11 protein-coding genes are annotated in these 13,306 nt (G+C 67.6%); 6 read left to right on the top strand and 5 right to left on the bottom strand.

Translation table 11 applies throughout. From position 1 onward, the window contains the following. Positions 1 to 4: 4 nt before the first annotated feature. From RR42_RS26430 to RR42_RS26420, 3 genes are read left to right on the top strand one after another with little or no spacing between them, the layout of a single operon-like run. Positions 5 to 1,291 (top strand): NAD(P)/FAD-dependent oxidoreductase, encoded by a 1,287-nt coding sequence (locus RR42_RS26430; protein ID WP_043354351.1) that lies wholly within the window; start codon positions 5 to 7, stop codon positions 1,289 to 1,291. Positions 1,292 to 1,305: 14 nt separating this feature from the next. Beyond that, positions 1,306 to 2,595, top strand: a complete 1,290-nt coding sequence (locus tag RR42_RS26425) for an aromatic ring-hydroxylating dioxygenase subunit alpha (RefSeq protein WP_043354349.1) — start codon at positions 1,306 to 1,308, stop codon at positions 2,593 to 2,595. Positions 2,596 to 2,633: 38 nt separating this feature from the next. After that, positions 2,634 to 3,149 (top strand): aromatic-ring-hydroxylating dioxygenase subunit beta, encoded by a 516-nt coding sequence (locus RR42_RS26420; RefSeq protein ID WP_043354347.1) that lies wholly within the window; start codon positions 2,634 to 2,636, stop codon positions 3,147 to 3,149. A gap of 43 nt (positions 3,150 to 3,192) precedes the next feature. Here RR42_RS26420 and RR42_RS26415 read toward each other — a convergent pair whose 3' ends face one another. The 4 genes from RR42_RS26415 to RR42_RS26400 all read right to left on the bottom strand — a co-directional run bounded on the left by RR42_RS26415 (position 3,193) and on the right by RR42_RS26400 (position 6,556). Then, a complete protein-coding gene (locus RR42_RS26415) occupies positions 3,193 to 3,723 on the bottom strand; it encodes a MarR family winged helix-turn-helix transcriptional regulator (RefSeq protein WP_043354345.1) in 531 nt (176 codons plus the stop codon). A gap of 74 nt (positions 3,724 to 3,797) precedes the next feature. Further along, a complete protein-coding gene (locus RR42_RS26410; RefSeq protein WP_043354343.1) occupies positions 3,798 to 5,003 on the bottom strand; it encodes a glycosyltransferase family 4 protein in 1,206 nt (401 codons plus the stop codon). After that, positions 5,000 to 5,740, bottom strand: coding sequence for a polysaccharide deacetylase family protein (locus RR42_RS26405; protein ID WP_144409959.1), 741 nt, complete (start codon positions 5,738 to 5,740; stop codon positions 5,000 to 5,002). Before RR42_RS26405 ends, RR42_RS26410 begins: the two co-directional genes overlap by 4 nt. Positions 5,741 to 5,794: 54 nt before the next feature. After that, positions 5,795 to 6,556, bottom strand: coding sequence for a MipA/OmpV family protein (locus tag RR42_RS26400; RefSeq protein ID WP_052494984.1), 762 nt, complete (start codon positions 6,554 to 6,556; stop codon positions 5,795 to 5,797). Between the two features lie 504 nt (positions 6,557 to 7,060). On the opposite strand from RR42_RS26400, the gene macA reads away from it, so the two are divergent. The 3 genes from macA to RR42_RS26385 are packed head-to-tail and all read left to right on the top strand — an operon-like array spanning position 7,061 to position 11,608. Further along, positions 7,061 to 8,194 carry a macrolide transporter subunit MacA gene (gene macA, locus RR42_RS26395; RefSeq protein WP_043354339.1) on the top strand — a complete coding sequence of 378 codons (1,134 nt, stop codon included), beginning with the start codon at positions 7,061 to 7,063 and terminating at the stop codon, positions 8,192 to 8,194. Then, positions 8,191 to 10,191: a MacB family efflux pump subunit gene (locus tag RR42_RS26390; RefSeq protein ID WP_043354338.1), complete on the top strand. Its 2,001-nt coding sequence runs from the start codon at positions 8,191 to 8,193 to the stop codon at positions 10,189 to 10,191. The genes macA and RR42_RS26390 overlap by 4 nt, the downstream gene beginning before the upstream one ends. Then, on the top strand, positions 10,184 to 11,608 hold the full coding sequence (locus RR42_RS26385; RefSeq protein ID WP_082055119.1) for an efflux transporter outer membrane subunit: 1,425 nt from the start codon (positions 10,184 to 10,186) through the stop codon (positions 11,606 to 11,608). Before RR42_RS26390 ends, RR42_RS26385 begins: the two co-directional genes overlap by 8 nt. A 21-nt stretch (positions 11,609 to 11,629) precedes the next feature. Here the strand turns inward: RR42_RS26385 and RR42_RS26380 are convergent, their stop codons facing one another. After that, positions 11,630 to 12,925 carry an MFS transporter gene (locus RR42_RS26380; protein ID WP_043354336.1) on the bottom strand — a complete coding sequence of 432 codons (1,296 nt, stop codon included), beginning with the start codon at positions 12,923 to 12,925 and terminating at the stop codon, positions 11,630 to 11,632. Positions 12,926 to 13,306 lie beyond the last annotated feature (381 nt).

Below are 13,306 nucleotides of genomic sequence, written 5' to 3'. Positions count from 1 at the left end.
GGCCATGTCACAGGACGCTCCCATCCTGATCATCGGCGCCGGCCAGGCTGGCGCCACGGCCGCAGCCGCGCTGCGCGCGCTGGGCCATGACGGTGGCATCGTCATGGTCGGCGGCGAGGCCCATGCGCCGTATGAGCGCCCGCCGCTGTCCAAGGCCGTGCTGGCGGACGAACAGCAAGACGAGCGCATCGGCGTGCACGCGCCGGGCTTCTACGCCGAGCAAGGCATCGACTTGCGCCTGGCCACCACCGTGGCCTCGCTCGATCCCGCCAGCGCCACGGCGCATTGCGCCGATGGCCAGGCGATTTCCTTCAGCCGCTGCCTGCTGGCTACCGGTGGGCGTGCCCGCGCCCTGCCCGCCCTGCCCGAGGGGCAGCCCCGGGTGCATTACCTGCGCTCGCTCGCCGATGCGCGCGGCTTGCGGGCTGCGCTGCGCCGTGAGCGCGCGGTGCTGGTGATCGGCGGCGGTTTCCTTGGACTGGAAACCGCATCCACCGCCCGCGCCATGGGGCTGGCGGTGACGGTGGTCGAAGCCGCGCCGCTGTTGCTGCAGCGCGCCGTGCCGAGCGTGTTCTCGGACTGGCTGGCGCAACGCGTGCGCGGCCTCGGCATCGACCTGCGCCTGGGCTGCGGGATCGCGTCGATCCCGCCGGCCGCGGACGAGGTTGCCGTCATGCTGGCCGACGGCACCGCGCTGCGCGCGCCGCTGGCGGTGGTGGCCATCGGGCTGCACCCCAATGTGGGCCTGGCGGAGGCCGCCGGGCTTGCGCTCCACCCGGGCAACGGCGGCATCCAGGTCGACGCGCACTGCCGCACCAGCGCGCCGGGTGTGTTTGCCGCCGGCGATTGCGCCAGCCAGTACCAGCCGTTGTTTGGCCAGGAGATGCGCCTGGAGTCGTGGCAGAACGCCAATGAGCAGGCCCGCATCGCCGCGGCCGCCATGCTCGGCGTGCCGACAGCCCCTAGCGCCTTGCCCTGGTTCTGGACCGACCAGCTCGGCTGCAATATCCAGATGCTGGGCGCCATGGACCCCGCGCTGCGCTACACGCTGCGCGGCAGCATGGAAGCCCCCGGCGCCGACACGCCCCCCAGATTCCTGCTGCTTGGCATGGCCGGCGCACAACTGCGCCACGCCATCGCCGTCAACGCGGGCGGCGACCTGCGCCCGCTGCGCAACCTGATCGAACAAGGCACCGCCTGCGATATCGGCTTGCTGTGCGACACCGCCCTGCCCTTGAAGCAGGCGGCGCGCGAAGCCACCGCCGTGCGCGCGAGCGAGACCCAATCCTGAACGAGGAACGAAACATGTACCAGACCCATGCGGTCATCAACCGCACGCCGCGCGCCAAGGATGCCGAACTGGCCGCCTGCCAGTGGCCGGAGGACGCCCTGCATTTCATCCCGGACTGGGTGTACACCAGCAATGCCGTGTACGACCTGGAACTGGAGAAGATCTTCCGCGGCCGCTCATGGAATTTCGTCGCGCTCGAGGCCGAGATTCCCAACCCGGGCGACTTCAAGCGCTCTTACGTCGGGCCGACACCCGTGGTCGTGGCGCGCGCTGAAGACGGCAGCGTCAATGTCTTCGAGAACCGCTGTGCACACCGCGGCGCGGAGTTCTGCCGGCATGGCCAGGGCAACGCCAAGGAGTTCGTCTGCCCGTATCACCAGTGGTCCTACGACCTGAAAGGCAACCTGCAGGGTGTGCCGTTCAAGCGCGGCGTGAATCGTGCCGGCGGCATGCCCAAGGACTTCCGCAATGAAGACCATGGCCTGGTGAAGCTGAACGTGGCCACGCGCAACGGAGTGATCTTCGCCTCCTACGCCAACGACATGGAACCGCTGGACGTGTATATGACGCCGGAAATCCTCAAGGATTTCGACGTGGTGTTCAACGGCAAGCCGCTCAAGATCCTCGGGTACTACAAGAACGAGTTGCCCTGCAACTGGAAGATGTACCACGAGAACCTGAAGGACCCGTACCACGCCACGCTGCTGCACTCCTTCCTGGTGGTGTTTGGCCTGCTGGTCGCCGGCAACGACTCCGCCATGATCGCGGACCCGGTGCACGGCCGCCACGGCACCATGGCCTCGGCCAAGAAGGAAGACAAGTACGCGGCGGTGAGCGACGAGAACAAGAAGGAGATGCGCTCCTACCACGAAGGCATGCGCCTGCAGGACGACCGCTTCCTCGAGTACATCAAGGAGTTCGATTCGCCGTGGTCCGTCACCATGCAGACCATCTGGCCGAACCTGATCGTGCAGCGCGAGATGAACACGCTGGGCGTGCGCCAGATCGTGCCCAACGGCCCGGACAGCATGCTGATGCAGTGGACCATGTTCGGCTATGAGGACGACACCGAGGAGATGACGCGCCACCGCCTGCGCCAGGGCAACCTGATGGGCCCGGCCGGCTTCCTTGGCCTGGAGGACAACGAGGCGATGAAGTTCGTGCAGGAGGGCGTGCGCCGCTCCAGCACCGAGCGCAATGTGCTGAAGCTCGATCCCGGACACGTGGGCACCGCCAACTCGCTGATCTCGGAGTCCGCGATCCGCGCCATGTACCAGTACTACCGCAGCGTGATGGGGTTCTGAGCCGCATGACACTGACAATCACCCCAACCATGACACCGATGGCCCATAGCCTCTTTCGCCCCTGCAAGCTGGCCCCCGCGCGCGCGCAAGCGCTGCGCATGGAGATCGACGCCTTCCACAGCGAATACTGCGCCGTGCTCGATGCCGGCATGGTGGAAACGTGGCCCGAGTTCTTTACCGAGGATTGCATCTACCGCGTCACCGCACGGGAGAACGTGGAACTCGGGCTGCCGGTGGGGCTGGTCTATGCCGAAGGCCGCGGCATGATGCACGACCGGGCGGTGGCGATTGCGCGCACCCAGATGTTCGCGCCGCGCTATATGCTGCACCTCGTCACCAATACGCGCGTCACCGATGAAAGCGAGTATGGCGAGATCCAGGCGCAGGCCAGCTTCCTGCTGCTGCAAACGCTGGTCGAGGGTCCCACCACCATCCACATGGCGGGCACGTATCACGACCGCTTCGCCCGCATCGAGGGCAAGCTGCTGCTGGCCGAGCGCCAGGTCGTGTACGACACCACCATCATCGCCAACGACCTGGTCTATCCGGTATGAGCAGGTGTAGTCCAGGCGCCGGCGCCATGCCGGCGCGCTGTCCCTACATGATGCGCAACACGGTGCGGCTATAGTCGTTGTTGGCCTCGACCAGCGTCGACAGCAAGTCCATGAACACCTTGCGCTGCGCCGGGCGCAGCGGTGCCAGCATGCGCTCCTGCGCACGCTCCATGTCCGCGCGCAGCGACGCCACCACGGTTTGCCCTTCCTTGGTCAGGTGCACGTGGCGCATGCGGCGGTCGGCCGGATTGTCCTTGCGCTCGACCAGGCCACGTTCTTCCAGCCGGCGCACCACGTCGGCGGTAGTGGTGCGGTCAAAACCAACTTCCTGCCCCAACGCGGTCTGGTCCAGCCCCGGCAGCACGGACAATACCGTCAGGATGGCGTACTGCACCGGCGTGATGCTGGGAGACTTGCATTCCTCGAAAAACATGGCCACGTGGATCTGGTGCAGGCGACGCACCAGGAAGCCGGGCCGCGCCCAGAGCAGCTCCTTGGCCGGGTCCGCTTCGGACTGCACCGGATCCTCGATCGGAGCAGCGGAGCGCGTCGTTTGACGTTTTGCAGAGGACATTCAACTCACCAAACTTGTTAGCATGCTGACAAGTATAGACGACTGTCCCCACCCTGGTGCCGAAACGCACCGTTTCAGGTCCGCTCCGACGTTGCCCGCGCGGCCTGCCCGCTTTGCGCGATGCGCGCCCTGTCCCGATGCCGCGCCGCCGTCACGCAGTCCCGGTACAACTGCACGGTTTCGCGCCCGAGCGAGGCCAGCGAGAAGTTCACCTCCACCCAGCCGCGCCCGCGCCGCCCCATGCGGGCCGCGCGCCCGGGGTCCGCCGCCAGCTGGCACATGGCCTGCGCCAGGGCATGCGTGTCGCGCGGCGGAACCAGCACGCCGTGCGCACCGTCAAGAAAGGTCTCGGGGATCCCGTCCAGCGCGGTGGCAATCACTGGCTTGCTGCAGCTCAGCGCTTCCAGTATCACCAACCCCAGCGCCTCGCTGCCCACGGCCGGATGCACCAGCACATCGATCGCCTGCATCAGCGACGCCACATCATGCTCGAACGGCAGGAAGTGGATGTGCCCGGCCAGGCCCAGCGCCTGCGCCTGGCGGCGCAACTGCGGGATCAGGTCGCCTTCGCCGACGCAAAGGAAATGCGCATGCGGATGCCGTGCCAGCACCTTCGCCGCAGCCTTGACGAAGTAGAATTGCCCCTTTCCGTCGGGCCGCTGCGCCCCGCCGATCATCGCGTAGACCCACGCGTGCTGCGGCAGCCCAAGGGCCTCGCGCACGCGATCGCCGCGCATGGCGATGCGGCGAAAGCGCTCGGTGTCGATCCCGCAGTAGATCCGCCGCAGCCGCAGGGCACGCTCCGGATCGACCCGGCGCAGCGACTCCTGCACCGCATCGGACACCGCGATCACGTTGGAGAACGCCGCCAGGTAGCGGCGCGTGCGCTCCTTGAGCTGGGTCATCAGGTGGCGCGTCACCACCACCGATGCGGTTCGCCCGGACAGCATCCAGGCCGCGATCGCTACCCAGTAATCGCGCCCGTGATGCGCGTGGATGACATCGATGCGCTGCTCGCGGATATAGCGTGACAGCGCCAGCGGCCAGACCGCTCGCCCGGCATCCAGCGCGAGCACCTGGATGCCGGGCATGGCCTGCGCCGCGTCGATCCAGCGGGCGCGCGCCGGCGCGGCCAGGCTCACCAGGCAATCCTGCATCCGCAGGGCCCGGCACAGCGACAGCGTGTGCGAATCGATGCCGCCGCCATCCAGCCGGGAGTTCAGCACCAGCACCCGCAGCTGGCCGGCGGACAGCGCGGCGACCCGGTCAGCATGCATCATGACACTACCTCCGCGCCGCGGCGATCTTCATAGGCAGTCGCCAGCTTCAGCAAGACATGCCCGGCATGCGAGGACCGCGCGACCAGCACGCGCGGCAGGCCGAACAGGTTGCCGCCGATCGCGGCGCGGCCGCGCTGCGTGGTCACCGCACTGTGGTAGCCGGCTTCCCGCACCAGGTCGGCGACGGGTTGATTGAATGCGCCATAGGGATAGCAGAAGTGCCGGACCGGCACGCCGAGCGCATCTTGCAGCGCGAGCTTGCTGCCCGCGATCTGGTCGCGCGCGGCATCGCCATCCATCCTGGTCAGGTCCACATGGGTGCGCGTATGCGCGCCGACTTCCATGCCCGCACGGGTCCAGGTGCGCAGTTCCGGCACGGTCATCAGCGGCGTCTGCGGCACGCCAATGGCCGTGTCCCAGGCATTGGTCCTGCCCACCAGGCTGCTGACCGCATAGCAGGTAGCGCTGAACCCGCAACGCTGCAGCACTGGCAGCGCATGCTCCAGGTTGTTCCGGTAGCCGTCGTCCAGCGTGATGCCCACCACCTTGCCGGCCTTCTCGCCGCGCAGGTAGGGCAGCAGGTCGCGCAAGGCCAGGCCGCGATAGCCCATCAGCCGGAGCAGGCGCATCTGCCAGGAGAAATCGCGCGCGGCCACCACAAGGCTGCGCATCGGTGTGCCGCGCGGCGGCGGCGCATCGATCTGGTGGTACATCAGGATGGGGATTCGCGGTGTCATGTCTTCCCTCGGCGAACAGGAGCAAAGCAGAACGGAGTTACGCAGCCGGTGCGGCTAGAAGCGGTACTTGAGTGCAGCCAGGCCAACGAACGACTGTTTCGACTGCACGATCGGGCTGTTGGCGCTGTCACCCAGCAAGCGGGTCACGGCCACCGTGCTGTTTACCGACCAGGAGGGCGATATCTCGTATTCCCAGGACACGGCCACGCTGGCGCGGTCGAATCCCGCCTTGGTGGTGTAGGGGCGGAACTGGCTGTTCGCGGCTTGCGCATCGGTCACGCCGTAGAAGGTCTGGGTGTATTTGCGCGAGCCGAAATGCAGGCTGGGGCTGACACTGACGAGGTGCTTGCCGGCCTTGTACACCGGCACGGACAGGTCGATATGGCCGCTCAGGCCACGGTCGCGGTTGGTCATCGGCGCGTCGAGCGTCACGCTGAGTACGGCTGCGCCGTACACCGGCATGCCGACCTGCAACGCCCCCACCAGGGAACCCGGGATCCGCCCCATGCCTTTCAGGTGATCGGAGCCCGGCAGGTCGAAGCGTTTGCTGTCGGTGCGGCCCAGGTCGTAGTCGAGGCCAAACGACGCGAACATGCCGTTGGAGAACGTGTGGCCGTAGCCAGCGCCGCCGCGCAGCGGACTGATGAAGAACCCATTGCCGAACTCCGCGCTGAACAGCGGGCCGCCGATCAGCCGGTACTCGTTGCTGCCCTCATAGCGCGGCGCGGCGCCCAGGCCCAGTCCGACCGTGTAGACATTGTCGGCATACGCGCTGGCACAGCCAAGGCCGCTGGCCAGAAAAGCGCCGGCCCACATTGATCTCTCCAATCTTCTTCTCAACATGCGATTCACCTGAGCCCCCATGGATCAAGCCCCAGAGTCTAGGGACAGGGCCTAGCGGTGTCTGTTGGAAAGTGACGCGAAAGTGTGCGTAATTGTGCGCAATTGTCTTGAGTTGATTTTCGCTGCTTCAGGGCAATCGTTGGCCTCCAGAATCGATTCGCATTGGCCGGGCAAGACCAATGCGATCCACCCGGCGAGATCCGTCCGCCCGCCGCCAAAGCGCGCCCGGATCTTCGAGCCACCGCCCCGCGCGCGCCGCCAACACAGGCGCGAAGACAAAGCCGCACATATCGCCACACTTTCATACAAGCGGGGATAGATTGCCCACAGACGCGGCAGGCCTGTCCGTTCACAATCCCCTCATGCATCGCCACAGCCTTTGATTTCAAGAATAAGCCTCTACGCCTATTCCCCAAGACATTCGCCGCAGATTGCCTCCTGACCTTGATCCTTTTTCCGTAGATCCCCGCAACGCTAATGGCTCATCCCCCAAACCGCCGCAGGCACGGCCTGATCATCGCCGTGCTCACCCTGTCCGCCATCATTGCGTTGGCGGCCTGGCGCCTGACACCCGGCAAGCACCCCGAGTACATCACCGCCACCGTCACCCGCGGCGACCTCGAAGTCACCGTGCTGGCCAATGGCGTATTGCAGCCCATCCGCCAGGTTGAAGTCGGCGCGCAGGTCAATGGCCAGCTCAAATCGCTGAAGGTGAAGCTCGGCGACAAGGTCAAGCAGGGCCAGTTGCTGGCCCAGATCGACCCGGTGCTGCTGGAGAATGCGCTGCGCCAGGCAAATGCCGCCGTGGCCAGCGGCAAGGCCCAGCGTGACGCCAAGCGCTCGCGCCTGCGCCAGGCCCGCCTGAACTGGCAACGCCAGCGCGAGCTGCAGTCGCAGGAGGCGGCCTCGCGCCAGGACCTTGAAATCGCCGAAGCCGACCTGCGCTCGCTGGAGGCAGAGCTGCTCGCCCTGGACGCCGATATCGCGCAGCTCAGCATCAAGGCAGAGTCCGCCCGCATCGACCTTGGCTACACCCGCATCGTCGCGCCGATGGACGGCGAGGTGGTGGCGCTCACCACGCTCGAGGGCCAGACCGTGGTGGCGTCCTACCAGGTACCGACCATCCTCAAGCTGGCCAACCTGGATGCCATGACCGTCAAGGCGCAGGTGTCGGAGGCCGATGTGATCCGCATCGCCGACCGGCAGGCGGTCTACTTCACCATCATGGGCGAGCCGGACCGGCGCTACCACGCATCGCTGCAGGCCATTCAACCGTCGCCGGAGAAAATCAACAACGCCGTGTTCTTCAATGCGTTGTTCGACGTGCCCAATCCGGGCCGCAGGCTGCGCATCGATATGACGGCGCAGGTCGCCATCATGCTGGGCGAAGCCAGGAACACGCTGCTGGTGCCCCTGGCCGCGCTGGGGCCGCGCGGCCGGGACGGCAGCATGGAAGTCCGCGTGCTGCGCCCGGACCAGCGCGTGGAGACGGTGCAGGTGCGCACCGGCCTGAGCAACAGCGCGCACGCGCAAGTGCTCAGCGGCCTGACGCAAGGCGACCGCGTCATCACCGGCGATGCCGGCGTCGTCAACGCGGAGACCAGGCCATGACGCAAGCCCCGCTCTTGCTGCTGCAGCATGTGGAACGCACGTTCCGCGCCGGCAACCAGGACATCCCCGTGCTGCGCCAGGTCAGCCTGGCCATCTGCGCGGGCGAGATGGTCGCCATCGTCGGCGCGTCCGGCTCCGGCAAGTCCACGCTGATGAACATCCTGGGCTGCCTGGACCAGGCCAACGCCGGGCGCTACCTGGTGGCAGGCCAGGACGTGGCGGCCCTGGACGATGACGCACTGGCCCGCCTGCGCCGCGAGCGCTTCGGCTTTATCTTCCAGCGCTACCATCTGCTGGCCCAGCTTTGCGCCGCGGACAACGTGGAAATGCCGGCCATCTACGCCGCCACCGACCGCGCCGCGCGCCGTGCCCGCGCGCTGCAACTGCTGGAGCGGCTGGGCTTGGGCGAGCGCGCCGGGCACCGCCCATCCCAGCTCTCCGGCGGCCAGCAGCAGCGCGTGAGCATTGCCCGCGCGCTGATCAACGGCGGCCAGGTGATCCTGGCGGACGAGCCCACGGGCGCGCTCGACAGCCATAGCGGCAAGGAAGTCCTGGCCATCCTGCGCGAGCTGCATGCGCTCGGCCACACGGTGATCATCGTCACCCACGACATGGGACTGGCGCGCAACGCCGAGCGCATCATCGAGATCGCCGACGGCCGTATCGTGGCCGACCGCGCCAACCGGCCGCCGCAGGCCGAGGATGAGCCGGGCAGCGGCCTCGTGCAAGCCAAGCCGGCCACTCAGGCCCCGGGGGCCGGCGGCAACGCCGAGGCCCCGCTGCGGCGTGCACGCGCCTGGCAGGGCTTCACCGAGGCTTTTTCCATGGCCTGGGGCGCCTTGATGGCGCATCGCATGCGCACCGCGCTGACCATGCTGGGCATCATCATCGGCATCGCCTCCGTGGTGTCGATCGTGGCCATCGGCGAAGGCGCCAAGCGCTATGTGATGGCCGATATCCGCGCCATCGGCGCCAACACGCTCGAGATCTTCCCCGGCAAGGATTTTGGCGACGACCGCGCCGCCGGCATCCGCACCCTGGTGGCCGCCGATATCGAGGCCCTGCACGCGCTGCCGTATGTGGACAGCGCCACCGCGATCACCAGCAAGGTCCAGCGGCTGAGGTACCGCAGCGTCGATGTCAACGCCACCGTGCATGGCGTGGGCGCCAGCTTCTTCCGCGTGCGTGGCCTGGGCCTGACGCAAGGCGCGGCCTTCCTGCCGGACGAGCTGCGCAGGCACGCGCAAGTGGCCGTGATCGACGAAAAGACCCGCCGCAAGCTGTTCGGCAATGCGTTGAGCGCGCTGGGCCAGGTCATCCTGGTGGGCAACCTGCCTTGCGTGGTGATCGGCGTGGCGCGCGAGAAGAAGACCATGTTCGACGACAACGGCAGCAGCCTCAATATCTGGCTGCCCTACACCACCGCGGGCAGCCGCATCTTCGGCCAGTCGCATTTCGACGAGCTGTCCGTGCGCATCCGCGACGGCCAGCCCAGCGCGGCGGCCCAGCAAGCCATCGAGCGCCTGCTGACGCTGCGCCACGGCAAGAAGGACTTCTTTACCTACAACATGGACAGCATCGTCAAGACCATGGAACGCACCGGGCAAGCGCTCACGCTGTTCTTGTCGGCGGTCGCCGTGATCTCGCTGCTGGTCGGCGGCATCGGCGTGATGAACATCATGCTGGTCTCGGTGACCGAGCGCACCCGCGAGATCGGCATCCGCATGGCCGTGGGCGCCCGGCAGCGCGACGTGCTGATGCAATTCCTGACCGAAGCCGTGCTGGTATGCCTGCTGGGCGGGGTGATCGGCACCACCGTGGCCTACCTGGTCGGGCTGGCGCTGGCGCTGCTGATCCCGCAATGGCAGATGGTGTTCTCCGCGGGCGCGGTTGCCGGCGCCTTCCTGTGTTCGACACTGATCGGCGTGGTGTTCGGCTATATGCCGGCGCGCAACGCCGCGCGCCTGCAACCGATCGAGGCGCTTGGCCATGAATAGGCGCAGTCCGCATTCGCCACGGCGACCAGTGCGCCTGCTCGTCGCGCTGCCGGTGATTGCCGTTGCCCTGAGTGCTTGCAGCGGACTGCGCACGCCAGAGGTGGATCCCGCGCTGGACGTGCCGCAGCACTGGCAACATGCGCCCCGGCAGGACACGGCCGGGCAGCCGGGCACGGCGCTGGCGCCGCACGCCTGGTGGGAGGCATTTGGCGATCCACAGCTGAGCGCGCTGGTCGCGTCCGCGCTGGCAACCAACAACGATCTCGCCATTGCCGCGCTGCGCTTCGAGCGCGCCCGGCTGCGCGCAGGGCTGGCCGCCACCAACCGCGCGCCCGAACTGAGCGCGCAGGCCAGAGGCACGCGCCAATGGAGCCTGGACGGCCCCGGGCGGCGCGACGAAGGGGGGATCAATGCGACAGTGAACTATGAGATCGACCTGTGGGGGCGCCTGGCCAGCCTGCGCGGCGCGGCGGACTGGGAAGCGCGCGCGAGCGCGGCCGACCTGGAAGCCGCAACCATCGCCCTGGCGGCCACCACGGCCACGCTGTACTGGCGCGCCGGGCTGTTGAACGAACTGATCGACATCTCCGGCCAAAGCCTGACGGACGCACGGCGCACGCTTGGCCTGGTGGCCGCGCGCTACCGCGCCGGCGCGGTGTCCGGCCTGGACCTGGCGCAAGCCGAGCAGCAACTGGCCGCCCTGCTGGCCGAGCGTACCGTGCTGGACCAGCAGCGCAGCGAAAACCGCCAGGCCCTGGCCATCCTGTTCAACCGTCCGCCCGGGCACGGCGTGGCCGAGCCGCAGGCCTTGCCCGTCGAAGCGCTGCCGCGCATCGCCGCCGGCATTCCCGCCGCGGTTGTCGGACGTCGGCCCGACGTGCGGCAGGCCGAATGGCGCCTGCGCGCCGCCCTGGCAAACGCCGACGCGACCCGCGCCAGCTTCTACCCCAAGCTGACGCTGACCGGCATCGTCGGCACCGGCAGCGCGGCGCTGGCTTCGCTGCTGCGCGACCCCACCGCCCTGCTCGGCGCCGGGCTGAGCCTGCCCTTCCTGCAATGGAACACCACGCAGCTGACGATACAGGTGTCGCAGAACGAGTACCAGGAAACAGTGGTGCAATACCGGCAGTCGCTGTACACGGCCTTTGCCGAAGTGGAAAACGCGCTGTCCGATCATGCGGGGCTGGGCGTGCGCGCGGATCGGCTGGGGGAATCGCTGGAGTCCGCGAGCCGGGCGGAGCGGCTTGGCGCGGCGCGCTACCGCGCCGGCGCCACCGCGCTGCAGCCCTGGCTCGATGCCAAGGAGACGTTGCGCCAGGCAGCGGTGGCGGCGGCGCGCAACCGGTTCGACCGGCTGGTGAACATCACGACCTTGTACAAGGCGCTGGGAGGGCCGGCGGTGCAGAGCGGAGCTTAAGGGTTGGACTAAGGGTCCCGGCTACTCCAGCGCGGTGCCCTTGCGCTCCGGAATCAGGAACAGCGTAGCCAGGATATCCAGCACATAGATCGACGCCAGCACGGCAATCGCGGTGCCAAACGAATAGCTGGCGGCCAGCGCACCGACCGCCAGCGGGCCAAAGCCGCCCACGCCACGGCCGATATTGAACAGCACGTTCTGCGCGGTGGCGCGGGCCTGCGTGGGATACAGCTCCGAGATCAGCGCCCCATAGCCGCCGATCATGCCGTTGACGAACAGGCCCATCACCGCGCCGCCGAACAGCAGCGCATAGGGCGTCGACAGCTGGGAGTAGACAAAGACCATCACCACTGCCCCGGCCTGGTAGATCAGGAAGGTGGGCCGGCGGCCGACGCGGTCCGCGAGCTGGCCGAACACCCAGATCCCGAAGGCCATGCCGACGATGGTCACCGAGGTCCACAGCGCGGACTTGGTCAGCGAGTAATTGAACTGCTTGGCCAGGTAGGTCGGCATCCAGATCATCAGGCCGTAGTAGCCGAAGTTCTGCACCGAGCACAGCACCACCACGCCCAGGCTGGCACGCGCGGTCGCGGCATCCGCCACCAGCATCTTGAGCGGGTTGCCCTTGCGCGCCACCTTGTTGCTGGCAACGAACACCTCCGGCTCGCCGACAAAGCGGCGCACCACGAACGACGCCACCGCCGGCAGCACGCCGATGGCAAACATGCCGCGCCAGCCGATATAAGGCAGCAGCACCGGCGTCAGCAGCGCCGCGGCAAGCACGCCCGCCTGCCAGCCAAGGCCCACATAGGAGGAAACGCGGGCACGCTGGCCGGGCCGGCAGGCCTCGGTGGCCAGCGCCATGCCGATGCCGAACTCGCCGCCAAGGCCAAAGCCGGCGATGGTCCGGTAGGCCAGCAGATCCCAGTAGCCTTGCGCCAGCGCGCACAGCCCGGTAAAGACGGCAAACAGCAGGATGGTCCAGGTCAGCACCTTCACCCGGCCCACGTAGTCGCTCAGGATGCCGAAGAAGATGCCGCCGGCCACCGCACCCACCAGCGTCCAGGTGACCAGCGAGCCCGCCTGGGTGCTGGTCAGCCCGAGGCCGGCAGACACCGCGCTCAGGATAAAGCCGAGGATAAGCAGGTCGAAGCCGTCCAGCGCGTAGCCGACCGCCGAGGCGATCACGGCCTTGCGGGCGTAAGCGCCCTGCTCCTGTTCCGTGAGGCCTTGCCGGCCGTGCGGTGGATTTGCTGCCGCGGCCGGCTCCAGCCCGGTCACCGCAGCGGCGTTGGCATTGGCGTTGCCTTGTGTCATGTCGATTCCCGTGCGCCACGAGCGAAAAATTTTGCGAGATTCTACTCTCGCGGCTGGCCGGCTGGCCCGGAAGGGGGGAAAGGGGAAAAAGGGGGCGGAAGAAGAAAAACGAATGACGCACGGATTGCGTTCGGCGGGGGAGCCACGAACGGACAGCCAGCAAGCCGACGCGCGTATCCGGGCCCCGACTTCCCGCTGGCCCATCCGCGCGCACCATCTTTATTCGCGCAGTTCTTTGTACAATCTCCCCAACCGATAAAGCGTGAATGCCGGCCGCGGCCCGGTGCCGATGTCTCACGAGATCCTGCGGACACTCACTGTTCTCCGGCGTTGAACCCAAGTAGCGAATCCAGGATCGGAAGTGGCACCCATGATTGCGTC

The sequence above is a fragment of the Cupriavidus basilensis genome (assembly GCF_000832305.1).
Lineage (GTDB): Bacteria > Pseudomonadota > Gammaproteobacteria > Burkholderiales > Burkholderiaceae > Cupriavidus > Cupriavidus basilensis_F.
This window is presented reverse-complemented; position numbering and strand designations above follow the sequence as displayed.